This is a genomic window from Metabacillus halosaccharovorans, from assembly GCF_002019635.1.
Classification (GTDB): Bacteria; Bacillota; Bacilli; order Bacillales; family Bacillaceae; genus Metabacillus; species Metabacillus halosaccharovorans.
The window spans coordinates 1,874,226-1,899,937 of the sequence record NZ_KV917372.1; the positions used below are offsets into that span (position 1 = coordinate 1,874,226).

Below are 25,712 nucleotides of genomic sequence, written 5' to 3' on the forward strand. Positions count from 1 at the left end.
TAAAAACTTATTTTAAATTTACATTTTCTGAAACCCTACCCTATTTTCATGATAATCTTTCTACCTTTTCTTAAATAAGAAAAGGTTAATTAGTCTATCTAATTCAACGCTAATAGAAATTGTTTTGGAATGATTCATACCATATTCGCAACCTGTTTTAATCATCTCGTTCCTTTTGAATTCAATTTTTTCTTTTAAACTAGTAATAGTTAGCATGATAATAATTTAAGGTTCCCTCTGTTTTTTTCAAAAAATACTGGTTCATGCTTACTTGCAGATAAGTAAAAGTGGTCGATGATATTCATCATATAAACACCATGTTCAGCAGGTGCTAGTAACTCATCCTCGGAAAGAATACAGTTTGTAAAATGCTCAAACTCATTCATCAACTTTATATTTGGATTAAGATTTGGAGAAAGATCAATACACGTATCAAGTAACTCCGAATGTATTTTTAGTTCTCCATTTATGATACTTGCGCCACCTTTTGTACCTAATAACTCAACGAATGTTTGATCTTTTTCAATATTTGAAGCCCAGCTGAATTCAAAATTCACCGTTGCTCCATCCTTAAGTCCAATGAATCCTGTTGCACTATCTTCTACGTTAAAAATACCGTTTGGATTTCCTATATAGCCATTACGATTTCGAGTTGTTGTATGTGCAAAATTTTGATAGGTAGCTCCAGTGACATAAGATGGCTCAGGCATTCCCATTAAAAACAGTGCTAAATCAAGATAATGCACGCCAAGGTCGATCATAACTCCCCCGCCAGCAATATCCTTATTTGTAAACCAAGTTCCTCTTCCAGGAATACCACTTCGTCTGACCCACCCTGCTTTGGCCTTATAAATATCCCCTAAGTAGCCTGCATCAATTATTTTCTTTAAATAAACCGCTTCGTTTGTAAATCGGTTATTTAACCCGACCATTAATTTTTTACCTGATTTGTTCTTCGCATCACCAATTCTTTGAGCTTCCACAGCATTAATGGCTAATGGCTTTTCACAATGGACATTTACGCCATTTATTAAGGCAAAAATCGCAATGTCAGCGTGTAAAGAATTAGGTGTACACACACTGACCAGGTCTAAATCTTCCGAGTTAATCATATCTTTATAGCTTTTATACACTTTATCAATCTTATACTTTTCTGCTATTTTCTCAGCATTTTCAATATTCACATCACATATAGCAACTAGTTCAACATTAGGAAGACTTAAGTAATTACTTAGATGTTTTTTTTCAGCGTTACTACCAGCACCAATTAATCCGTATCTTAGTTTTTTGTTCATACTACTTACTCCTCCTCCATTTTAGAATATTAATTTCTTCATATAATCAATTGTATAGTCAATTCCTTTTTGCCCAAGTTCCCCCGACCACACGGGTGAATGAGGTTCAATACTTAATCCACCTGTATAGCCCTTCACTCTTAATAACGATATAAATGTTTTCCAATCCGTTTGGTCTAAGCCTGCTGGTGGATCATCTATTCTTTGACCGTTAATCATTAATGAACCTTTTAAATGAACATGGTTAAATCTGTCTCCCCAATCTAATGTTTCCTGTAAATAATCTCCACCAAAATAACGACTGTGTGATGGATCAAATTTGATACCTAAATCCTTTAAATGACCGTGAATGATTTTCCAAGCTTCTGGATTATGAACAAAATTTACTTTTCTACAATTGTAGGATGAGATGTTTACTCCCTTTGGCTTAGCGTAATCAATTAAAAGTGAGAAAAAGTGGATAGCTGCAGAACAATTTTCATAGTAAGATAGATTCTCTACATAATTACAGCCGCTTACAAAATTTGAACAACCTAATTCACTTGCAACATCAATTAACTTAAAACATTTTTCTAACTCTTTTTCTATGACATGACCTTGTTGATCAATACGAATGGACTTCCATCTACCAATAGAACCAATCTTGGTTTCATATTTGTTTTTCCATTGATTTAAGTTATGGCGGTTACAATAGAACTCTTCTACATCATTTCCTTCATTTATACATAACTCTATAAAGTCTAATTCTTTTTGCTTTGCTTGCTGAAAACTTTCTTCCGTTGGTTTTGCGATGATTCCAAGTTGCATCATTTTAAAACCCCTTCCTGAATAATGTCCTATAATTTGTTATTTACTTTACTAATAAAATTTTAATATTTTATTAGAGTTTTTTCTTTGCGCCTCTTAATCAATTACTTGTTAATTCTTTATTTATATTTCCTTCACTTTGTTCGAACAAAAAAAGAGGTTAAAAATCAACATATGATCTTTAACCTCCAACACTCACGCTCACCATACCATTCAAACTACCTGACCTCATGGGGTTCGTCAAAAACACTTCCATAATTATGGTTTAATCTAAGTTCTTTTCCTCTGTACTTACCATTTGGTATACCCTGAAATTCCAAGATAGGTTTATAACAGCATTATTTCAGACATATCTTGTTGCTTATTAATCCCTATATTCGCCTCTGGGTGCAGATAGTAAGAGTAGTAAAAATGCTTATAATTATAACACAGCACCTGGTAACGGTTCCCAGGACAACACCCTTTTAGTAAAAAGCCCAAAAATAAAAACTAGCCTCTTGTCCTGAGACTAAGAAGCTAGTTTTTATTCGTTTATTAACCTTTCAATTTCTTTAATAGAACAATCAATATCTTTGAGTTTTCTTCAGAAATTGATTTTCCAGTTTGAGCTTTTAATTGATTTTCATAAGCGTTTAGTTGGCCATTCATTGCCTGTTGATTGCCTTTTGCTTCTAAAGATTTCGCAGCTTGAAGCTTTTTCACTAGGGCGTTAGCTATTCCTACTTTCGTTACCATCGTCTCTGTTAAGCGACCTAAACTATCAAAATCAACTGTGACTGTAAATTCGATTACTGCTATTGCCGTATTACCTGCTTTGTCTGTCGCTGTAGCCGTAAATTTATTGATTCCTAGCTCAAATTCATAAGCTGGTCCCTCAATATTTTCACATTCTTTTGAAGCGATACCAGACAAATCATCGGTGATGTTACAAGTAATCTTAATATTTGAATCAACGGTATATGTTTCTTGATAGCCATTAAATTCGATTACTGGTGGTGTTGTATCCTTTGGCTTCTCGACAGTTACTTCACTCACAGCCATTAAACCACCATCGACTGTTGTTACAGTGATTTTTGCTTTCCCTTCTTTTAGGGCCGTAACTTTTCCATTTTCGTCAACGGTTGCAACTTCTTCATTATTACTAGACCATATAACCGCTTTATTGACTGCATCATTAGGTGTAACCGTTGCAAGCAGTGTTCCTGTTTTACCTTCTGACAACGTGAATGTTTCCTGTTCAAGTGTTACACTTGTTGGATGTTGTTCAGCGCTTGGAACTTTAACTGTCGGAACTGTTTTTAGTAAGGCTTCATGTTCGGCTTTGGTTACTGGAAGTACTGTTCCATGACGTGGTCGTGCCGGTAAATCATAGTTTTCAGACACTTTCCATTCACCTGACTGCAGGTCCGTTGTTTCAAATGGAACATATCCTCTACCACCGAACTCGTCAATGAACATATACCATTTTTCTTCTGTATTTGATTTAAAGATCGTTGGACCTTCACCTTGACCAATTGAGCCTTTACCAATTCCCTCTTTAATAAGCTTGAAGTTAGGATCAAGGACTGAGTTTCCTACCTCTTGGAAGATAAACTTACCGTTTGGTGAAGATGATGTATTGCCTCTTTCATCTTTTGATAATCGATAAATTTTATCATCATGTTCAATCATTGTTGTATCAATAACTGAGTAACCTAGATCAATATAAACTTCAGGTTCTGTAAATGTATAGAAATCTCTTGTTTTACTGTACATCATTTTATTATAAGTTGAGCCACTATGATCGGCATTGTCATAGAGTTTCGATGCCCAGAAAACAATGTACTCACCTGTTGTATCATCGTAGAAGATTTCAGGTGCCCATGTATTTCCTGCCTCTGGTGGAGCTACTTCTACCATTCTTTGCTCAGACCAATTAATCAAATCTGTGGATTCCCACACCATAATCGATCGACTGCCTAATCTTTGGGCTCTGTCCCAATTCCAATCTCCATTAACTTTTAGATCTGTTGCAATTAAATAGAATTTATCACCTTCAGGAGAACGAATGATAAACGGATCTCTAAGTCCCTTTTCTCCTAATTTAGATGTGATGGCTGGTGCTCCATTGTTTAACTCATTCCATTTAAGTGGATTATTGCCTTCACTTAAAGCGAAATAAATTTGTTCACCATTTGTGTAGCCTTCGCCTGTAAAGTAACTAAAGACATAACCTTCATAGTCTTGTTTTTGCGGCATTTCTTTCACATTTGCTAAAAATGCTTTTGTAATGGTTTCTTTATTTAATGTGATTGTTGCCGTTAATTTCACATTTTTATTTCCTTCTCCATGTGCCGGGCGTTTTACTTCACCAGTTGCTGTAATCATCTTTGAATCACTAGATTTCCAAGTAATCTTTGATCCATTCTCACCAGATGTCGGTAATGTAAGATTACCGCGAACATCATGAATGTTATGAACCTTTAATGCTTCTGCGTCTGTTCGTACTGCGACTGAATCGTGTGGTTTCTTTACTACAGTAACAGTAAACTCTTTTGTTGCCTCATTTTTACCATCTGTAATCGTCGCTACAATCTTAACTATTTTGTCTCCATCTTCATATGAAGGTCTGGAAACTTTTCCTTCATTCGTAATGATCTCTTGATTTTTTGATTCCCAAGTGATTGAAGTCCCATTTGCTCCTGTCTTAGGAAATACTAAATCTGACGTGATTTTATCTTTGTTTTCATTCTTATTAATAATTGTTGAGTAATCTAATTGTTTGATCGCATTTTGAAGAAGTAAACCTTCCATTTTAGCAACTTTTTCATCTGCTTTTTCTCTTAGTTCACTAACTTCTGTAGCTGTTAAGGCTCCATTATAGATTTCAAAGTCTGCAATCATTCCTCCAAAATATGGATCAGACGAATAGAATGATCGGCCAATGAAACCACTTCTTCCGTTCGCATTATTAATCTGTGCTAATGTGTATCCATTTGTTGAACCCGATGCTACTTCAACACCATTAACATACAATTTTAACGTCTTATCTTTGCCTGACATAACAGCTGTAACCAGTTTCCATTCATGTGACTTTAATGAACCAGTTGTCGCATTTGCTGCGGCTTCATTACTCCAGCTTGCTGTTGCAATTCCGACTCGAGCCGAACGATCACCCGAATTTCGTTTTGGTGTTGCAAATAGATATTTATTGCTATCCTGACCTAAAGCAAATAACCATTCAGCCTCGTTTTTACCATCCCAATTCACTAAAGATGAAACGGTTACACTTTCTAACCCATTTAACACACCTTGAGGCATTTCAATATAAGAGCTTGTAGAGCCGCCTTTAAAATTGATAACCCCAGCTTCTTCCCCTTTAATAACTTCAGCGTTTTGAGGGTTGACAAGCTTACCATCAAAAGCACCTGTTTGATCTAATACTTTCGTGTCTTCCACTTTACTCATATCGTAGTCAAGAATTAACTTCGTTTCTTCCGGTTCCTCTTCAGGTGGCGTTGAAACCTCTTCATCTGCTAAACTAGTAATTTCTTTAGCATTCAGGGCTCGGTTGTAAATTTTAAAGTCATCAAACTTACCCTTAAAAAGACCGTGATTGTTATTGCTTGATTTACCTAGGTAGTTCATTGTTGTTTCTAATAGCATTCTAGGCTCTACATTATATGTTGTGCTTTTTGAAACTTCTTTTCCATCCACATATAAAACAGCATCAAATCCTTCAATTGTCATCGCTACATGATGCCATGAACTAGCAGAAAGCATTGGCGCTCTCACAGCATATTTATACGAGCTTCCTAAAAGAGAATGTTGATTGGCAAACTTTTCGGTGAAAGGAGTCACAATAGCAAATTCCAAGTTACCTGTATCACCTTGTGTACTTAAATACATCGTATTGCGGTTTGCAACTCTTCCTGTATTAGAAGAAAAGTCAAAAATTCGTTGATTCGCTTGATCACCTTCAACTTTTACCCAAGTAGACATTGTCATACTTTCTAGATTAAGATCTTTAATGACATTTTGCGGAAGTTCAACATATCCTGTACTTCCATCTAAGTCTACTGCTCCAGAAGATTTCCCAACTGTGTCAGTTTTATCAATCTTAGATCCACCAACTAATTTTGCATCAAACCCATTATTGGAAACATCTTTAACTGTTGTTCCATTAATGTCTTCTTCATCAAATGTATAATGTACAACTGGCTCAACAGATTTCTCAGGTCCAGGCATACTATATTTTTTTTGAAGGGCATTATATTCCTCATTCGTGATTGGAATAACGGTTCCATGTCGCGGACCCGGTGGTAGTGCATATTCAGACTCGGGAAGTAAATTGTTCACAAATTGTGTACCATCTTCCAAGTCTGTCGACCAACGCACATGATATGGCCAAGAATCTAAGAACATATACCATTTATCTTCATGGATGTCTTTAAAAATGGTTTGTCCTTCGTTGTTCCCTTGGTGACCGATTAGGCCTCTGTTTCCATCTTTTGTTCCAGGGATCACATCGTATTGGAATCCATTTTCCTTAATACCATCTTTGTCATTGAAAAGATCTGTTGCTTTTTCATAATACACTCTGTAATTGACTTCAGATTTTGTAAATCGATAAAATGTCCCATCATTTTCGATAAAGCTGGTGTCAATCGTAGGGAAACCTTCATCAATAAATACTTTAGGTTCTGAGAACGTATGGAAGTCTCTTGTTGTCGCGTAATACATGACATTGTACTGTCCTGTTGGTCTTCCATTTGGATAATTCCCATAAGTTTCTTCGTTTTTCATTGAAGAAGCCCAGAATACAACGTATTCACCAGATTTCTCATCATAAATAGCCTCAGGTGCCCAAGTGTTTCCACCCGTTTTAGGAGCCACCTCTACCATTCGCTGTTCGCTCCAGTTAACAAGATCATCCGATTCCCAAATCATTAGGGAGTGACTTCCTGTGATTTGTGCTTGGTCAAAGTTTGTACTTTCACCCATCTTCAAGTCAGTTGCTAGCATATAAAATTTATCTCCCTCAGGAGAACGAATGACAAATGGATCTCTTAGTCCTTTTTCACCCATAGTTGATTGAATAATCGATTGACCGTTATTTAATGAACGCCATTTTAATGGATCTTCTGCTGTTGCGAAAGAAATTTCCTCTCCACCTTCGTATTCCCCAGTGAAATATGAGAAGAAGTAGGCATCATATGTTAATTTGCCAGGATCTTTTATTACGTTATGCTTAAACGTTTTTGTTGTTTTAGCATTCCCTTTTGAGATGGTTGCCGTTAATGTCACTTCTGTATCAGCTTCTGGTCTTGTTACCCAGCCAAGCATTTTATTATGATCAGCTGCCTCAGCTGACCCTTTTACAATTTGCGGGTTTGATGATTCCCAGGTAATTGTGCTTCCTTCTATGCCTGATACCGGTAAAGTTATATTCCCTTTCACGTTATCTGTGTTAGTAAGTACTAAGTTTGATGCGTCTAAGTCTACTACTTGATCATCAGAATACTCTTTTAAAACGGTTACAACAAACTTTTTCACTTTTTCAGCTCCTTCATAGGAGATGGTAGCAGTTAACTCCACTTCTACATCTGTTTCTGTTTTAGCAGGACGAGTAACTTTCCCGTCATTCGCAATGACTTCAGTGTTACTTGAACTCCAAGTAAGTTCTACACCATGTTTACCTTTTGACGGAAGTGCGATATTACTTGTTATTTTATCTACTTGATCATCACTATCTAAATATTCAGTGATATCTAGAGATTCTGCTGCATCATTGATAACTAGTTGATTGATTTTATCAATTTTACTAGATGTTTCTGTATATAAATCCGCTACCTGTGTTTCTGAAAGTGAACCATTATATACACGGAAATCACCTATCATTCCTTTAAAAAATGGATCATTTTTAAAGATGGATTTTCCAATAAAGCCTGAGAAGCTAGCTGAAGGATCGATAATCTCTGCCAGTTTCTTTCCACCCGCTGAGCCTGAAGCTACCTTTTTTCCATTTACGAATAATGTAATTGTATCAGATTTTTCAGAGAAAACGACGGTAGCTACTTCCCATTCAGCCGCTCTCATAGTCGATGTTGCCTTTACAAGTGATTCATTTCTCCATCCGGCCTTAGAAATCCCTGTTGCAGCTACATCTCCTGAACCATGTCTTGGCGTAACAAAGAAATATTTATTGCCGTTTTCAGCATCATCTGTTTCAGCCCCTAATCCAAAAACCCAACGATTTGCACCGTCATTCGTCCAATTCACAAGAGTGGAAATCGTAACTTCTTGTAAACCAGTTAATAAATCTGAGCCATCTTCACCTTTTGGGATCTCAATATATCCACTTTTTGATGTTGAACTTCCCCCATTAAAGGAAACATATCCAACTTCATCATTTTTAACCAATTGTCCATTTTCTGGGTTTTTAAATATTCCATCAAACGCTTTTTCATTCCCTGATACATCATTCAGTGTCATTTGATCACCATTTTTACTACTCGATTTCATATCATAATGAAGAATCAGTTCAGGAGTTGCTGAGCTCTGCTCTTCTGCAAATAATGATTGCGGTATTAATCCTGAAAAAAGATTAAACATCATAATTGTTAATAAACAAATCGAGAGCTTTTTCCTTTTTGACATTTTTTCACTCCTCGATATTTATTTCTCCATCGCATCACAATGTTCCTTTAATGGGAGGATATTGTTGTTTGACCCGCTTTGCTTCTGGCAACGATTACCCGTTGTAATACGATAAATAATAATAACAATGCTCCAATTGCAATTTTTGTCCACCAAGAACTTAACGTTCCTTCAAAGACAATAACTGTTTGAATAATACCTAAAATAAGGACACCTACGACACTTCCAGCTACATACCCGGCACCTCCTGTAAGTAAGGTACCACCAATTACAACAGCGGCAATTGTATCAAGCTCTAAACCATTTGCATGCAGTCCATAACCTGATAACATGTAGAAAGTGAAAATTAACCCAGCAAGTGATGAGCAAAATCCACTAACTGTATAAATTAAAATTTTTGTTTCCCCAACAGGTAATCCCATTAATAAGGCAGATTGTTCACTTCCACCTAAGGCATATACATTACGTCCAAATTTCGAGTAATGAGCAACAAAAATAGCAGCAATCACCACTAACATCGCAATGATGACACTAATGGAAATAAAATTCCCGCCACCGACTGAGATTCGGGTACTAGCCATAAAATTAAAAAATTCATGGTTGATTGTGATCGATTCAACACTAATGAGATAGCATAAGCCTCTTGCCAAGAACATCCCTGCAAGTGTCACGATAAACGGTTGTAAGTTAAAGAAATGAATCAGGCAGCCCATACAGAAGCCAAGGATTGTTCCAACAAGTAAACTAATCGGTATCACAAGAACTGGAGAAAGTTGAGCATTCATTGTCAGGCTTGCTGCCACCATGCTTGTTAACGCAATGATCGAACCGACTGAAAGATCGATTCCTCCTGATAAAATCACGAATGTCATCCCTACTGCAACAACAATCAAGAATGCGTTATCAATAAACAAATTCAGAAATACTTGTGTAGAAAAAAATCCAGTATATCTGAACGAGCCAAATATGAACATCATAATAAATAACAGAATTGTTGCTGTTAAGGGGAGATGTTTCGAATCTATCTGTAACCTTTTCGTCATGATACCGACACTCCCTCACTTTTTTCTTTTGCCTTTTTCACTGAAAAAACACTGAATACTTTTTTTCTAAATTCAGGAGATTGTAATAAGCAAACAATTAAGACAACAACTGCTTTTACGACAAGGTTTATTTCTGGTGCAATTCCAATTGAGTAAATGGTTGTCGTTAAACTTTGAATGATAAGGGCACCTATCACTGTTCCCATTAAGTAAAATCTTCCGCCATTCAGTGATGTACCACCAATTACGACCGCTAATATGGCATCAAGCTCATACCATAACCCAGCATTATTACCATCTGCACTCGCTACATTGGAGCTTAGAATTAGACCACCAATCCCTGCACAAAGTCCAGAAAACACATAAACCATTAATAAAATATTTTTAGAGTTAATACCTGATAGCCTACTAGCTTCAGGATTCGTTCCAACCGATTCAATAAATAATCCTAAAGCGGTTTTTCTTGTTAATAGCGACGCAATGATCAACACGACTGCTACGATAAAAATGGAAAAAGGAAGCATAAGCCAATATCCTCCACCGATAAAGGTGTATGGATCATAATAGACTGTCATGATTTGACCATCAGTAATTAATTGGGCAATACCTCGTCCAGCCACCATCAATATCAATGTGGCAACAATTGGTTGAACACCAATTCTCGAAACAAGCACACCATTCCATATTCCCGTTAAAATAGAGATTCCAATAACCAATCCAATTGCAGTAAATAAAGGGAGTAAGCTATCGCCTTTTGCCCCACTTACGGTCATGGCACCAACTGCACCAGCCATCGCAATAACTGAACCAACCCCTAAATCAACTCCTTTTGTTGCAATAACTAGAGTCATGCCAATTGAAACTAATAACAGTGGAGCTCCTCTATTAAGAATATCTATTAAACTACCAGTTAAATATCCGTTCCTCACTTCAATCGAAAAGAAGCTTTTATCAAAGAACAGATTGATGAATAAGATGATGAGTAAAACGACGATTGGCCAAAATAATTTTGATTTCATCATGTCACACCTCCAGCCATTGCTTTCATAATATCTTTTTGGGTAATTTGTTGATTATTTTCTATCTCTGAAACCTTTTTGTGATCTCGTAGAACAGCAATTTTTCGACAAGTTCGCAATACCTCTTCTATTTCAGATGAGACAAATAAAATGGACATCCCTTCTTTACTAAGTGAAACCATAAGCTTTTGAATTTCTGCTTTTGCACCTACATCAATACCTCTTGTTGGCTCATCTAAAATGAGTAAATTAGGATTCGTAATCAGCCATCTGGCAAGCAAGACTTTTTGTTGGTTCCCACCGCTCAAATTTTTGATTAACTGCTCGGGATTTGGCGGATTGATGTTTAGTAGTTTGATATATTCATCTGCCATTTCAATTTGTCTTTTCTTTGGGATATACCTAAACCACCCTTGTATTCCTTGCATCGCTAGAATCATATTTTCTCTTATTGTGAGGTCTGCAATAATCCCTTCTGTTTTACGGTTTTCGGAACAAAAAGCGATTTTCTTTGAAATAGCTTGTTTCGGGGATGTAAGATTGGCTTTGCTTCCGTTTATCTTAAATTCACCTGTATCTGCTTTATCTGCTCCAAACAATAACCTTGCCAACTCTGTTCTCCCTGAACCAAGAAGTCCGGCAAGGCCTACAATTTCTCCTTCATGGATTTCGAGATCAAAAGGAGCAATTTTCCCTTTCTTCGATACTTCTTTTCCTTCTAAAAAGAGCTTTTTCTTTTCATTTGAATGATTGGCTGTTGTGTGTTCATTGCTCTTAAGCTCGTTTAGGTCTTTTCCAATCATTTTAGAAACTAATTCAAGTCTCTCAATTTCATTTGTCATATATTCACCGATCCATTGGCCATTCCTTAAAACGGTTAATCGATCTGTTATTTCATAAATTTGGTCAAGGAAGTGACTGACAAACACAATAGCTAAACCATCTTGTTTCAATTTCCGAATAACATTAAATAATTGATTAACTTCATTTTGATCAAGGCTTGATGTTGGTTCATCCAAAATCAGGACCTTTGCAGAGACTAATAGTGATCGTGCAATTGCTATCATTTGTTGAATCGCAACCGAATAGGAAGAAAGCAGCTTTGTTACATCAATATCTAAGTTTAATCTTGTTTGCAACAACTCTTTTGCTTGCCTATTCATTTCCTTCCAGTCAAGCCGACCTCTTTTCATTATTTCCCGGCCTATAAAGATATTTTCTACGACAGATAGATTCGTACATAAATTCACCTCTTGGTAAACTGTACTAATCCCAAGGTTTTGTGCTTCAAGTGGATTTGATACTCTTATTGGATTTTCCTCCAGAGTGATCGTCCCTTTATCAAACGTATATACACCTGTTAACACTTTAATTAATGTCGATTTTCCTGCACCATTCTCACCCATAAGTGCATGAACCTCACCTGGATAAAGTGTTAACTGCACATTAGATAAAGCTTTTACTCCCGGAAACTCCTTTGTAATTCCTTCCATGATGAGGACCGGAGTCTTTTTCACGCATTTCCCTCCCAAACTATTTATTTTAAAAGCCACTAGTCAGTAATACGAAGATATACTACTAATCTAGTGGCTATATGTTTGTTAATTCTCTTTATTAATATTCACGTGTTGGTAATAACTCTTCTGCTTGATCCATTGTATACATGCTTTCCTCGACAGCTACACGCTTTTCAATTTCTTCTCCGGCAAGATGTGCTTCAATCAAATCGACCATTTGCGGTCCAAACAATGGATTACATTCAATTGTGACATTCATTTTGCCTGCTGCCATCGCCTCAAATGCTCCTCTTACTGCATCCACGCCGATGATTTTAATGTCTTCGCCTGGCGTTAAGCCATACTCTTCAATTGCTTGAATCGCACCGATGGCCATATCATCATTGTGAGCGTATAAAACATCGATGTTTTCTCCATCAGATTTTAAGAATGCTTCCATAACTTCTTTTCCTTTAGCACGTGTGAAGTCACCTGTTTGAGATTTGATGATTTTTAGATTTGGATGATCTTTAATCACCTCTTCAAAACCTTCTTTACGGTCGATCGCTGGAGCTGAACCTACTGTACCTTGAAGCTCAACAATATTCACATCACCGTCCATATCCTTAGTTTCTTCGACTAACCAGTTTGCAGCTTTTCTTCCTTCTTCAACAAAGTCAGATCCTAAGAATGTTACCCATAGTGAATCATCTTCAATATCTACAGCACGGTCTGCAAGGAATACGGGAATCCCTGCGTCTTTTGCTTCCTGTAATACCGTTTCAAATCCCGTTTCAACAACCGGTGAAAAGACAATTGCATCAACCTTTTGAGCGATAAAAGAACGAATGGCTTTAATTTGATTTTCTTGTTTTTGCTGAGCATCTGAAAACTTTAACTCATGACCTGCAGCTTTTATGGCATCCTGCATAGACTTTGTATTTGCCGTTCTCCACTCACTCTCAGCCCCTACTTGCGAAAAACCGATGACTAACTTTTCACTTGATTTAGAATCTCCTGAACTAGCACCACCAGATTCTGTATCTCCCCCTGTTCCTGCTGAACTACATGCAGCTAGTAAAAGCATGAGCGACATCATTAGGAATAATACTGTTTTTCTTTTTAAAAGCTTTTTCATCATTTGCTTCTCCCCCTCTTCTTTCTCATTCAGATTGTTTTATAACCAAACAACATTCCTTTATTGGAATAACCTTATTATAAAGCGTTTACACAATACCAGTGAATGGAATAACTTTCGAAAAAGTTGCAAATCATTTAGTTTATAAATTGTTTTTGTTTATAAAATTGTAAATTCTTTTAAAAATGTGTAAAATCTTTTCATCTACTTTTAACTCTTTCTATAGTAGAATATTTCTAGAAGGGGGAGGAAGTTAATTGAAAGCGCATCCAAAATTATCTGATCTTTCATTACGAAAAAGAATAATCTTTGTTTTTTTGGTCATTCTGTTATTGCTTGCAGCAATTAACTGTGTACAAATCTATCTTTTCCTTGGGTATGTTCGGCAGTATAACGCGATGATGGAAACCATTAAATTAACGAATTCAATAAATGGTTCACTCAAGCAGAAGCTGGATGAGGAGATTAGGGATATTGCATACGGAAAAGTACTGTTCGAAAATGGTACTCAATATGATCACCTTAACAATATGTACCATAACTTAGATAAAATTGAACAGGATGATATTAATAGCCAATTTACTAAGGAAATTTCAGAGGTTCGCCAGACATTAACGACTACGACTGAATATATTGATAAACTTGGAGAACAAATACAAGATAATGCGCCTGCTGATACACGAAATATCACCTATGAATATATTACAATTCTAACAGACCTCATTGATGAAAAAGTTCAGTCACTCTTACAAAAGACCCTTTTGGTAAAAGGGGAATCACAAAACATCATATCTATTAACCTAAAACGAGATATTACTATTTATATTTGTGCATTTATTTCGGTCATTATGATCTCAATATTTTTTGCAATATATATATCCGGAAGCTTTGTAAAACCTATACGTCATTTAGGACAAAAAACAAATGAAATTGCTGAAGGAAATTTAACAATAGGAGCAATAACATATCCTTATAAAAATGAAGTCGGAGAATTATGCCGCTCTTATAATCGAATGTTTCATAATTTAAAGGATATTATCTTAAGTGTGAGAAGAACAAATGATTTAGTCGTGTTAACCTCAAAGGATATTCACCAAAGTATTCTGGAGAACCGACTGGCAGGAGAAGAAGTTGCCGAAGCCACACAAAAAATTTCAACCAATCTTCATACACAAGATCAACTCATCCAAAACTCAGTCTCAACATTTGAGCATCTGCTTTATAAATATAACGAAATACTAGGAAAATCAAATAAAATCAACCTCCAGTCAAAGGAAACCTTACATATTACAAATAAAATTACAAGTGAACTTATAACGTTTCATCAACAACTCGGACATATGAGTAAGATGATTTATTACATGAATACAGAATCAGAAGAACTACAGAGATTATCAGGAGAAGTGAATGAAAATATTCGATTCATTAAACTTGTTTCAAAAGAATTTAATTTACTGTACCTTTCTCTTCTAAACGAGATGCCCAATCTTTCAGAAAATCAAATTGTATCGAACATATTTACTCAAATAAAGAAAATTTCTGATGAGACAGATAGAGTCTCACAACAATCTGATGACAAAACAAACGATATTTCAAGACGATCATCTTCAATCAGAAAACAAAACTCTGAAACACTACAGAATATTCAAGCCAGTAAAATCATAACTGAGGAAATACAGAGTAGCTTTAAAACGATTCTTTCGATTAGAAGTAAACAGCAAGTTGAAATTGAAAGTATAAAGCAAGACATGCATGAGGCGTTTAATCAAATGCTTTCTGTTCGTCAAATGATTTCAGACATTGAGCAAAGCTCTCAAATAACAAATGCAGAATTAGCCGGTATTGCTTCTATGGGAGAAGAACAGCTAACGACTCTCGAGGAAGTTTCTGATTCATCCTATAAACTTGTTGAACGAATTCAAGAAATGAAAGATAACATAAGGCAATTCAAAATATAAGGCCCGCAAGCTTATAACATTTGTCGAAATTATACAAAACTACTAATCATACTACTGGCAGGTTGGAGAGATATGAAATTTATCAAATGGATCGTATCAAGTTTACGCGCGAAACTTCTAATGATGTTCCTTTTTTTAACGGTCATCCCTCTTATTCTTGTTGGGATGATTTCATATATGAAATCGTACGATATTTTTGCACAAAAATCATATTCATTAGCTCAAATCCAACTAGCACAATTACGAAGCGAATATGATGAGGTGATTCAAGACATTAAAAGATTTACTGAAATTGGGAAAAAGGATAGCACAGTCCAATTTTTAATAGATAAACAAAATACAGCTGAGGAATCGAAAAGCATTTTAGGAATGATAAAGCTTTACAGAGAAAGTTATCAATATAGTGATAGTATCATGAATATTAAAATTATTGGACTTGATGGGAAAGCTGTAAGTGAAGATCGAGGAGTTCACCAATTAGATCGTCAAGCACTCACTAAACCTCCATTTGTGACACTACTTGATGAACCTACGAAAACGTTGATTGAGCCAATCTATAAAAATAGTAATCCAGCACTTTCTATGACAAGTACGATCGTATCCGATTCGTCTGAAGAAGTTATTGGTTTTATAGATATTGTCATTAAAGCTTCCGTTTTTAAGGAGATTCTTCACGATGCTTCCTTAAGTAATTCAAGCACGGTTCAAATTCAATCTGAGTCTGGAACTATTTTATTCTCATATCCACAATTTGCAAAGACTTCACCACTCCTAGATCAAAAATCAATAGAAGAAAACAGCTCTGGTTATTTTACGAAAGGGTCCACATTTTTTGTTTATGATACATCTGAATTAACCGGATGGAAATTTATAAGATATACACCATTAACAGAAATTACGAAAGAAGCAAATGAAATAAGGAGTCTCATTGTCTTAACAGTTGGCTCAATATTAATTTTCACAATTGGATTATATATCTTTATTACTTCAAGATTGATTCTTCCGCTTCGCTTATTAAAGAGGAAGATGAAACAAGCTTCCCAGTGGGATTTGGAAGTGAAATTTGAAAATAAAGGGACAGATGAAATTTCAGAACTAGGTGAAAATTTTAATAGTATGCTCATAAAAATAAAGGACCTATTAACAAAAAGTATAAATGAACAGAAACAGTTAAAAAAAGCAGAATTACGTACGATGCAGGCCCAAATAAACCCTCACTTTCTATATAATTCACTTGAAACAATTATATGGATGGCAGAAGCAAGAAAAACTGGTCAAGTCATTGAAATTACAAAGGCCTTATCCCATTTTTTTAGAATTTCTTTAAGTAAAGGAAAGGATGTCATTCCTCTAGAAGATGAGATTAATCACATCCGGAATTATCTTACGATTCAAAAAATGAGATACCAAGATATCTTAGATGTAACGTTTCACTTAAATGAAGACATTTTAGAATATGAAATAATTAAATTAACACTTCAGCCTATTGTTGAAAATGCAATCTATCATGGAATAAAAAATAAACGTGGCAAGGGGTTTGTACGTATTAAAGGTGATTTTACACCTGAAGGATATATTTCAATTGATGTAATAGATAACGGTATTGGAATGAAAGAAGACAAATTAGAAGAAATTCGATCTCAATTATCTCAAGGTGTCCCATTTGAAAAAGAGCAAGGTGGCTTTGGTATGGTAAATGTTCATCAGCGAATACATTTACACTATGGAGAACCTTTTGGTCTTACAATCAATAGCTGGTATGGGTCAGGTACACGTGTTAGTTTGATCATACCTGCAGAAGGGAGAAATAGATGAAAAAAGTATTTTTAGTAGATGATGAAATGGCTATCCGTGAGGGGATCGGAAAAAGCGTTGATTGGAACTTAGAAGGGTTTATCTATTGTGGCGATGCTTCTGATGGCGAAATGGCCCTTCCATTGATCGAAAAACACCAACCTGATATTGTCATTACTGACATTAAAATGCCTTTTATGGATGGGCTGGAACTCAGTCGTATTCTTCGTGAAAATATGCCCTCAATAAAAATTATAATTCTAAGTGGTCATGATGAATTTGAATATGCTAGGGAAGCAATGCGCATTCAAGTTGCGGAGTATTGCTTAAAACCTGTAAGTTCTCTAGATTTACTTACTATTTTAAAAAAAGTCTCTTCAAAAATTGATGAGGAGGAACTGAAAAATAAAAGAATAAATGACCTGGAAAATCAAATTTCTCAAAATAAATCTGCTACTAGAAATAAGTTTTTATATGAAATTTGTGAAGGTTCTTATACTTCTTCAAGAGCAATAAAAGAGGCGACACAATTAAACATTAATCTAATCTCAAGCTATTATTATGTTGTTATTATTGAATGTACAATTGAATCAGACTTTATTAACTGGATTGAAGAGGAATATGATTGTTTACGATTCAGCAGAAAATTGAAGGAAACTATTTATATTATGAAAGGCGAATCAAAACAGACACTTGAATATGAAGCAGAGGTAATTAGAAAGCGTCTCCTCCTTACGCATGAGGATTTACATCCAAAGAAACCATTAATATTTGGTATAGGAAGAGTAGAAAGTCGTATCAAAGGAATTTCTGTTTCGTTTTCGGAAGCTGATGAAGAAAAAAGCTATTCAAGTATTATTCAGAAATACAGTTCTAAGGGAACTGAAATAGATATTGAATCAAAGAAAGAACTCCAACATTTTAACCGCAGAGACTTAATTGACTTTTTAAAATATGGACTTCTAAACGATATTTCTAGTTTTGCTCGTACCTATTCATCTTATCTATCAAAGGGAAATATTTGTTCACCTTTTACAACGTATTATTTTTTAATGGATTTCACCATAACGATCTCACATTATTTAAAGGAAGGAGAAATGGACCGTCTTGAAGTTATGCAGGAGATTAATCAATTAGAAATGAAAGCAAGCTGGATTAGGAACTATAATGAGGTTCTAGCCTTTATTGAGGAAATGCTGCACCTCGTTTTATCAACTAGAGATTGTTTAACAAGCAAATACTCATCATCTGTTCAAATGGCTATGGATTATATTAATAAAAATTTTCCCGACTCACAATTATCGTTGCAAACAGTTGCTGATGCCGTAAATGTAAGTGCCTCCTATTTGAGTCATTTGTTTAGTCAGGAAACAGGTAAAACATTAATTGAATATTTAACAAATACCCGTATTGATATGGCAAAAAATCTATTAAAGTCAACAAACAATAAAACCTATGAAATTGCCGACCAAGTTGGATATAGTGATTCACATTATTTTTGCAAAACTTTCAAAAAAATAACCGGATTAACAACAAAGCAATTTAAACATCAAAAACAAGATTTTTTAGTTTAAGGCCTTGGAATTAAACGATTCCTATCCTCTTTAGGATAGGAAGTATCATTTCTAATTTCCTCACAAAAATTTGGGAGGTTTTAATCGTCTATTTACGCTTAAATTTAGTAAACTTTTTTATATAAAAAGACCAGAGGTTTAATCTTCTTAAACCTCTGGTCTTCGTTCATCTTATCTTCTCCAAATTGCTTCATTCCATTTTAATTCATTGCGGAACTGTCTCACATTTGTATCTTTGTCGATGACAACCACTTCGATTTTTGCCATATCAGCAAAGTCGTATAATTGTTCAGTTGTTACTTCAAAAGAGAATACAGTATGGTGTGCACCACCAGCATAGATCCAAGCTTCTGTCGCTTCACTTAAAGATGGCTGCGGCTTCCACAATACTTTTGCTACCGGTAAATTTGGTGTCTCAATAGTAGGTTGTTCAGCTTTCACTTCATTGATGACAAGACGATATCTTCCACCTAATTCGATAAGAGAGGCATTTAGAGCATCTCCACCTTTGCCATCAAATACTAGACGTGCTGGATCTTCTTTACCGCCGATACCAAGAGGATTTACCACAATCTTAGGTTTTGTCGCAGATACCGTTGGACAGATTTCAAGCATATGTGAACCAAGAACCATTTCGTTACCAGGCTCTAAGTGGTACGTATAATCTTCCATGAAAGAAGTTCCTTTGTTACCGGAAATAATTTTCATTAGGCGTAATAATGCAGCTGTTCTCCAGTCACCTTCACCTGCAAATCCATAGCCTTCTGCCATTAAACGTTGTGAAGCTAGTCCCGGAAGTTGTTTCATGCCATGTAAATCTTCAAAATTTGTCGTGAATGCGCTGTAATTTCCTTTAGACAAGAATGCTTTTAATCCTAACTCAGTACGTCCTTGCTCAAGAATTGCGTCCCTAACCGCTCCCGGCTCACTCGCTTCTGCTGGAAGCTCGTATAATTCACTATACTCTTTATAAAGTGCATCTAACTGGTCATCTGTTACTTTGTTCATTTCTTCAACAAGATCACCAATGCCATAATAATCTACTGTCCATCCAAACTTAATTTGTGCTTCAACTTTATCTCCGTCTGTTACGGCAACGTTTCTCATATTATCACCGAAGCGAGCAACACGAATATTTGGACCTTCTGTAACTCCAACAGCGGTTTTCATCCAGCTGCCTAATTTTGATGTAACATCTTTGCTTTGCCAATGTCCAACAATTACTTTTCTTGACACATCCATACGAGTTCCAATAAAACCGTACTCTCTATCACCATGAGCTGCTTGGTTTAAGTTCATAAAGTCCATGTCGATATCGCTCCATGGGATATCACGGTTATGTTGGGTATGAAGGTGAAGCAATGGTTTTTGCAGAGCCGTTAGTCCTGCGATCCACATTTTACCTGGTGAGAATGTGTGCATCCATGTAATAATCCCTGCACAATTTTCATTTGTATTTGCTTCAAATGCCAGATTTCTAATTTCCTCTGCCGTCTTTACAACAGACTTGAATACGATATTAAAAGGAAGATCTCCTTCTTTATTTAACCCGTCTACAACTTCCTGTGAGTTGTTGGCCACTTGGCGTAATGGTTCTTCTCCGTATAAGTTTTGACTACCTGTAACAAACCAAAATTCATAAGGTCTTGTTTTTAACATGTGAATTCCTCCTAATTTATATAGATTGTTAGATTTATTGTTTAGTAGCATAGCTTACTTTTTCTGTCCGTAATATGCATTTGCACCATGTTTTCTTAAGTAGTGTTTATCTAATAATGTCTGATCCATAGGCGGAATTTCCGGGTTAATTTGGTATGTGTGGAAATTCATTTTTGCCACTTCTTCCAAGACAACAGCGTTATGGACTGCTTCACTTGGGTCTTTTCCCCAATTGAATGGAGCATGACTATGAACTAGTACACTAGGAATCTGTGATGGATCTATGTCTTTAAATGTTTCAACAATCACATTCCCTGTTTCCAATTCGTACTCACCTTGAATCTCTTCTTCTGTCATTCTTCTCGTGCAAGGTACAGTACCGTAAAAATAATCCGCTTGCGTTGTCCCTAATGCATGAATAGGTTTACCCGCTTGAGCCCAGCTTGTTGCCCATGGGGAATGGGTATGAACAATTCCCCCAATTCCGGGAAAGTTTCGGTAAAGAACCAGATGTGTTGGGGTATCAGATGATGGGTTTAAATTACCTTCTACAATATTCCCCTGTAAATCAAGTACAACTAAGTCTTCGACTGTCAACTTGTCATATGCAACGCCACTAGGCTTGATTACGACTAGTCCTTCCTCTCGGTCATAACCGCTTACATTACCCCAAGTAAACGTTACCAAACCATACTTTGGTAAAGCTAAATTTGCCTCCAACACTTGCTTCTTCAGGCTTTCTAACATGAGCTGTTTGGCACTCCTTTCAATTATACATTATCTTGTACGCATAAACTTTATCTTATGAGTAAATCATATCGTAATTTGTACGTACAATCAACAGGAATTTTACTAACAAACTATCAATCTTCATATCCCCTGCAAAAGGTACTTGGCTTAGGTAAATTTTTCAACAATCTGCAGGAATAAGTTATCCCTGCAGATTTGTAAATTCATTTCAATTTATTGAAGATTATCAACTGCAGCTCTTTCAATGACTAGTCCGTTTTTATAACGTTCCATAAATTGCTCAAAGCCTTCTACATCTTTCGGATCTGGAGACACTGTCTTCACTGATTGATCAACAAATACTTTGTCAGTTAAAAACTCTTCCAAAGACTCCTGTTCCTTTTTGTTTATCATATAAGATCCAAGTAGAGCCATTCCCCAAGCACCACCCTCTCCTGCCGTTTCCATAACAGACACAGGGACATTAAAAGCAGCTGCCAAGATACTTTGACCAACACCTTCTGTCTTAAACAATCCGCCATGACCTAATACTTCATCCAATTTTACGTTTTCTTCATTTAATAGAATATCCATACCTATTTTCATCGCGCCGAATGCTGTAAATAATTGCACGCGCATGAAATTAGCAAGATTGAAACGACTTCCTGAAGAACGAACAAACAATGGACGGCCTTCTTCAAAATGGGTCATATGCTCACCTGAAAGATAGCCATATGATAATAGGCCACCTCCATCCTGATCTCCTTGAAGGGCTTGTTTAAATAACGTTTCATATATTTTATTCTTGTCACCTTCAATACCCATTGCACCTAAAAATTCTTCAAATATTCCGATCCATGCATTTAAGTCTGAAGAACAGTTGTTGGAGTGAGCCATCGCTACCAAATTACCTGTAGGTGTTGTGACAAGATCAATTTCAGGATGTACTTTGGACAAATCTTTTTCGAGTACAACCATGGCAAATGCAGATGTCCCGGCAGAAACATTTCCAGTACGTTTTGCTACACTGTTTGTGGCAACCATACCAGTTCCCGCATCACCTTCAGGAGGACAAAGCGGAATACCTGCTTGCAGTTTTCCAGTAACATCGAGAAGCTTGGCTCCTTCTTCTGTTAATACGCCAGCATTTTCCCCAGCTAATAAAACATGAGGCAAAATGTCTTCCAGTTTCCAAGATAAATGCTTGTGAGCAACCAATTCATTAAACTGATTGATCATTGTTTGATTATAATTCTTTGTTTGTAAGTCAATCGGAAAGACACCGGAAGCTTCACCAACACCCAAAACCTTCTGTCCAGTCAATTTCCAGTGAACATAACCTGCTAATGTTGTTAAAAAAGATACGTCATTAATATGTTCTTCCTGATTTAAGATCGCTTGATATAAATGAGCAATACTCCATCTTTGAGGAATTTGATAGTTAAACAGTTCTGTTAATTCCCTCGAAGCATCTCCGGTCATATTGTTACGCCATGTACGGAATGGGACTAAAAGCCTTTCATTTTTGTCAAAAGCCATATACCCATGCATCATCGCACTAAATCCAATAGCACCAACTGTTTGTAAAGTGATGCCATACTGTTGCTTTACATCATTAGCCATCTTTTGAAAGCTGTCTTGAACACCCTTCCAAACTTCCTCTATACTATATGTCCACAGATTATTTACATAACTATTTTCCCATTCATGGCTTCCGGATGCGATTGGTGTATTATCTTCGCCGATTAGAACTGCTTTAATTCGAGTTGATCCAAGTTCAATACCAAGTACTGTCTTACCGCTTTGAATCGCGCTTTTTACATTAAGACTCATTCAAAATTCCTCCAATACATTATCTTTTTAATGAATCGACTATAGTAACCGCTTACACAAACCCGAATAAATATTAATAAACAGAATTGTCATTTCCACATCATTACTACATCAGTTTTCAAGTTTACTAAGCTCCACTTACAATAATCCAAAACCTTGTGCGTATATATATGAAATTATAAGTTTATAATACTATAATTGGTACGTACAATCAACAATGATTTGAATGTATCTTTTTCATGAACCTATAGCAGCACCGATTAAAGGTAGGTTCCAACTATTTTTATTCCAGCTCATACAGTTTATTTTTCTAAACAGCAAAAAAGCCACCTAGAATTAGGCAGCTTCCACAATATATAACTTAAACTTCTACTGTTTCAAAAAACTGTGGTAAATGCTCCTTATGTGCTTCCATCATTTCATCCAAAATCTGTTTCCCCACTTTATCAGATGGTACTAATGGATTTATTGTCATCGCTAATAACGCTGTATCATAGTTTCCTGTTACTGCTGCCTCAGCCGCTACACGTTCAAATGATTTAATTTGCTGGACGAGTCCTGTAACCGCAACAGGTAAATCTCCATTAATGATTGGTTTTGGACCTTCCTTCGTGATAACACAGCTTACTTCCACTGCAGATCCATAAGGAATACTGGCGATTGCTCCATTATTAATAGTGTTAACAGGCTGAATATCACGTTTATCGTTATAAATAGAAGAAATTAACCGAACAGCTGCATCACTGTAATACGCTCCGCCGCGTTCTTCCAACTGAGGTGGCTTTATGGATAAATTAGGATCTTTGTAAAGCTCAAACAATTCATCTTCTAATTTTTTCACGACTTCCGCTCTAGTTGTGCCTTCTTTAAAGTTTTTCATCTCTTTTTCCAGCATTTCATCACTCTTATAATAGTAGAGGTGATATGGACAAGTGAGGGCATTTAATGCGCGGATAAATTCGGGCTCCCATCCTTGACCTTCTATGTTTTTAACAAAACTGCTGTTCTCTGGATTTGATAACAGTTCGATTACTTTCTCCTTCACACTTACACCGTCCAAATATACATCCAATCCATATACCATATGATTTAAACCGGCAAAATCAATCCGGATACGAGAATGGTCAACATCTAATAGCTTTGCTACTCCCATCTCAATACCGATTGGAACATTACATAAACCTACGATTTTTTTATGATCCGAATAGCGAAGAACAGCTTCCGTCACCATACCGGCAGGGTTTGTAAAGTTGATCAACCAAGCTTCAGGACATAGTTCCTTCATATCTTTGACAATATTCAAAATAATCGGAATTGTACGCAATCCCTTAAAAAGTCCACCAGGCCCATTTGTCTCTTGACCTAATACCCCATGACTTAAAGGAATTCTTTCATCTTTGGCACGCGCTTTCAGTAACCCTACACGAAATTGAGTTGTTACAAAGTCGGCGTCTTTTAATGCCTCTTTTCTATCTAATGTTAAATAAACTTCGATCGGGAGTCCTGCCTTTTTGATCATCCTTTTTGCAAGGTCCCCTACAATCTCTAACTTTTCCTTCCCTGCTTCTATATCAACCAACCATAATTCCCTTACAGGCAGTTCATCATATCTTTTAATAAAGCCTTCTACTAATTCAGGAGTATAACTTGAACCTCCGCCAATCGTTGCGATTTTAATTCCCTTACTCATGAACATTCCTCCTAAAATAATGAATTTACAAGACCTATTATAGAGAGGATAAAAGGAATACGATATAGTTTTGAAAGCGCTAGATTTGTTTTTCTCCTAAAGGAATTCGTTTCATAAAAGTAACACTGTGTTTCTCTTATGAAGTATAATGACAAAAGAAAGTTTACATAAAGGAGAGATGCATTTGTTTACAAATGAAGAAATTGCAACTTTCAATGAACTTGAGATGTTGATTTACAAATACGTTATGCAAAATAAAGAAAAAGTGATATATATGCGTATACGAGATCTTGCTGATGAAGCTCATGTTTCCACTTCTACAATCATGCGTTTTTGCCGGAAAATAAATTGTGAAGGCTTTTCTGAATTTAAAGTAAAACTGAAGTTGGCAATGGATGAAAAAAGTGATATCTCGATCAAAAGCGGTCAGTATGTATTAGCGGAGTTTTTTGAGCGCACTCAAAATGAGAAGTTCATCTCTAAGCTGGAGGATGCTGCAGACACCATCTCTAAAGCTAATCATGTATATTTTATTGGGATCGGCAGTTCAGGTACACTTGCTGAATATGGTGCCAGATACTTCTCGAGCTTAGGTACGTTTTCTACATATTTAAAAGATTGGTATACACCTATTCATGCCAATTTGAATAACAGCATTACGATTGCTTTGTCCGTCTCCGGAGAAAATGAGTTTACCCTATCTCATATTCATAAATTAAAAGAAAAGAACAGCAAAATTCTTAGTATTACAAACAATGCACAGTCTACAATCGCTAAAATTTCTGATAAAAATGTGTCTTATTATGTGACCGAGGAATTTTTTGAATCTGCAAATATTACGACTCAGATTCCTGTTATCTTCATCTTAGAGGAACTTGCTAGAAGGGTGTATGAGAAGAGTAGGAAGTTGGATTGAGTTTGAATAATAATATGAATATTACACTGGTATAAAATACCTTTTACTACGAAACAATAATTAGCAAAAAAGATGAAAATATGGAAGGGTATTCTCATAAAATTCTAAATATGAACGATCAA

General features: G+C 35.9%; 16 protein-coding genes. 4 read left to right on the forward strand and 12 right to left on the reverse strand.

What is annotated here, in order from left to right; all coding sequences use genetic code 11:
• Positions 1-60: 60 nt before the first annotated feature.
• From BK577_RS26835 to BK577_RS23125, 8 genes are all read right to left on the reverse strand, one after another.
• Positions 61-216 carry an aspartyl-phosphate phosphatase Spo0E family protein gene (locus BK577_RS26835; RefSeq protein WP_078435092.1) on the reverse strand — a complete coding sequence of 52 codons (156 nt, stop codon included), beginning with the start codon at positions 214-216 and terminating at the stop codon, positions 61-63.
• The gene (locus BK577_RS23095; RefSeq protein ID WP_078435093.1) at positions 210-1,295 is read right to left on the reverse strand and encodes a Gfo/Idh/MocA family protein; all 1,086 of its coding nucleotides are present in this window, start codon (positions 1,293-1,295) and stop codon (positions 210-212) included. The genes BK577_RS26835 and BK577_RS23095 overlap by 7 nt, the downstream gene beginning before the upstream one ends.
• 21 nt (positions 1,296-1,316) lie before the next feature.
• On the reverse strand, positions 1,317-2,105 hold the full coding sequence (locus BK577_RS23100) for a sugar phosphate isomerase/epimerase family protein (RefSeq protein ID WP_078435094.1): 789 nt from the start codon (positions 2,103-2,105) through the stop codon (positions 1,317-1,319).
• Between the two features lie 531 nt (positions 2,106-2,636).
• Positions 2,637-8,741, reverse strand: a complete 6,105-nt coding sequence (locus BK577_RS23105; protein ID WP_078435095.1) for an immunoglobulin-like domain-containing protein — start codon at positions 8,739-8,741, stop codon at positions 2,637-2,639.
• Positions 8,742-8,788: 47 nt separating this feature from the next.
• Positions 8,789-9,784 (reverse strand): galactofuranose ABC transporter, permease protein YjfF, encoded by a 996-nt coding sequence (yjfF, locus tag BK577_RS23110; RefSeq protein WP_078435096.1) that lies wholly within the window; start codon positions 9,782-9,784, stop codon positions 8,789-8,791.
• A complete protein-coding gene (locus tag BK577_RS23115; RefSeq protein ID WP_078435097.1) occupies positions 9,781-10,806 on the reverse strand; it encodes an ABC transporter permease in 1,026 nt (341 codons plus the stop codon). The genes yjfF and BK577_RS23115 overlap by 4 nt, the downstream gene beginning before the upstream one ends.
• Entirely contained in the window at positions 10,803-12,296 is a 1,494-nt protein-coding gene (locus BK577_RS23120; RefSeq protein ID WP_078435383.1) for a sugar ABC transporter ATP-binding protein, read from the reverse strand. Before BK577_RS23120 ends, BK577_RS23115 begins: the two co-directional genes overlap by 4 nt.
• A 121-nt stretch (positions 12,297-12,417) precedes the next feature.
• A complete protein-coding gene (locus tag BK577_RS23125; RefSeq protein WP_245823568.1) occupies positions 12,418-13,440 on the reverse strand; it encodes an ABC transporter substrate-binding protein in 1,023 nt (340 codons plus the stop codon).
• Positions 13,441-13,694: 254 nt separating this feature from the next.
• On the opposite strand from BK577_RS23125, the gene BK577_RS23130 reads away from it, so the two are divergent.
• From BK577_RS23130 to BK577_RS23140, 3 genes are all read left to right on the forward strand, one after another.
• Complete coding sequence (locus BK577_RS23130; RefSeq protein WP_078435098.1) at positions 13,695-15,395, forward strand: methyl-accepting chemotaxis protein; 1,701 nt, start codon at positions 13,695-13,697, stop codon at positions 15,393-15,395.
• A gap of 72 nt (positions 15,396-15,467) precedes the next feature.
• Entirely contained in the window at positions 15,468-17,210 is a 1,743-nt protein-coding gene (locus BK577_RS23135) for a cache domain-containing sensor histidine kinase (protein ID WP_078435099.1), read from the forward strand.
• The gene (locus tag BK577_RS23140) at positions 17,207-18,763 is read left to right on the forward strand and encodes a response regulator transcription factor (RefSeq protein ID WP_078435100.1); all 1,557 of its coding nucleotides are present in this window, start codon (positions 17,207-17,209) and stop codon (positions 18,761-18,763) included. Before BK577_RS23135 ends, BK577_RS23140 begins: the two co-directional genes overlap by 4 nt.
• 171 nt (positions 18,764-18,934) lie before the next feature.
• Here BK577_RS23140 and araA read toward each other — a convergent pair whose 3' ends face one another.
• From araA to BK577_RS23160, 4 genes are all read right to left on the reverse strand, one after another.
• Positions 18,935-20,422, reverse strand: coding sequence for an L-arabinose isomerase (gene araA / locus BK577_RS23145; protein WP_078435101.1), 1,488 nt, complete (start codon positions 20,420-20,422; stop codon positions 18,935-18,937).
• A 54-nt stretch (positions 20,423-20,476) separates the two neighbouring features.
• Positions 20,477-21,169 (reverse strand): L-ribulose-5-phosphate 4-epimerase, encoded by a 693-nt coding sequence (araD, locus tag BK577_RS23150; protein WP_078435102.1) that lies wholly within the window; start codon positions 21,167-21,169, stop codon positions 20,477-20,479.
• A 216-nt stretch (positions 21,170-21,385) separates the two neighbouring features.
• A complete protein-coding gene (locus tag BK577_RS23155; protein WP_078435103.1) occupies positions 21,386-22,984 on the reverse strand; it encodes a xylulokinase in 1,599 nt (532 codons plus the stop codon).
• Positions 22,985-23,345: 361 nt separating this feature from the next.
• The gene (locus BK577_RS23160) at positions 23,346-24,674 is read right to left on the reverse strand and encodes a 6-phospho-beta-glucosidase (protein ID WP_078435104.1); all 1,329 of its coding nucleotides are present in this window, start codon (positions 24,672-24,674) and stop codon (positions 23,346-23,348) included.
• A gap of 184 nt (positions 24,675-24,858) precedes the next feature.
• Here BK577_RS23160 and BK577_RS23165 point away from each other — a divergent pair, with 184 nt between their 5' ends.
• Positions 24,859-25,590, forward strand: coding sequence for a MurR/RpiR family transcriptional regulator (locus BK577_RS23165; RefSeq protein WP_078435105.1), 732 nt, complete (start codon positions 24,859-24,861; stop codon positions 25,588-25,590).
• Positions 25,591-25,712 lie beyond the last annotated feature (122 nt).

Bases quoted from the DNA above. Each gene is read 5' to 3' on its own strand.
- yjfF (WP_078435096.1), bottom strand. From the start codon at position 9,784: ATGACGAAAAGGTTACAGATAGATTCGAAACATCTCCCCTTAACAGCA.
- BK577_RS23160 (WP_078435104.1), bottom strand. From the start codon at position 24,674: ATGAGTAAGGGAATTAAAATCGCAACGATTGGCGGAGGTTCAAGTTAT.
- BK577_RS23155 (WP_078435103.1), bottom strand. From the start codon at position 22,984: ATGAGTCTTAATGTAAAAAGCGCGATTCAAAGCGGTAAGACAGTACTT.
- BK577_RS23100 (WP_078435094.1), bottom strand. From the start codon at position 2,105: ATGATGCAACTTGGAATCATCGCAAAACCAACGGAAGAAAGTTTTCAG.
- araA (WP_078435101.1), bottom strand. From the start codon at position 20,422: ATGTTAAAAACAAGACCTTATGAATTTTGGTTTGTTACAGGTAGTCAA.
- BK577_RS26835 (WP_078435092.1), bottom strand. From the start codon at position 216: ATGCTAACTATTACTAGTTTAAAAGAAAAAATTGAATTCAAAAGGAAC.
- BK577_RS23125 (WP_245823568.1), bottom strand. From the start codon at position 13,440: ATGATGAAAAAGCTTTTAAAAAGAAAAACAGTATTATTCCTAATGATG.
- BK577_RS23115 (WP_078435097.1), bottom strand. From the start codon at position 10,806: ATGATGAAATCAAAATTATTTTGGCCAATCGTCGTTTTACTCATCATC.
- BK577_RS23105 (WP_078435095.1), bottom strand. From the start codon at position 8,741: ATGTCAAAAAGGAAAAAGCTCTCGATTTGTTTATTAACAATTATGATG.
- BK577_RS23120 (WP_078435383.1), bottom strand. From the start codon at position 12,296: ATGGAAGGAATTACAAAGGAGTTTCCGGGAGTAAAAGCTTTATCTAAT.
- BK577_RS23140 (WP_078435100.1), top strand. From the start codon at position 17,207: ATGAAAAAAGTATTTTTAGTAGATGATGAAATGGCTATCCGTGAGGGG.
- araD (WP_078435102.1), bottom strand. From the start codon at position 21,169: ATGTTAGAAAGCCTGAAGAAGCAAGTGTTGGAGGCAAATTTAGCTTTA.
- BK577_RS23095 (WP_078435093.1), bottom strand. From the start codon at position 1,295: ATGAACAAAAAACTAAGATACGGATTAATTGGTGCTGGTAGTAACGCT.
- BK577_RS23135 (WP_078435099.1), top strand. From the start codon at position 15,468: ATGAAATTTATCAAATGGATCGTATCAAGTTTACGCGCGAAACTTCTA.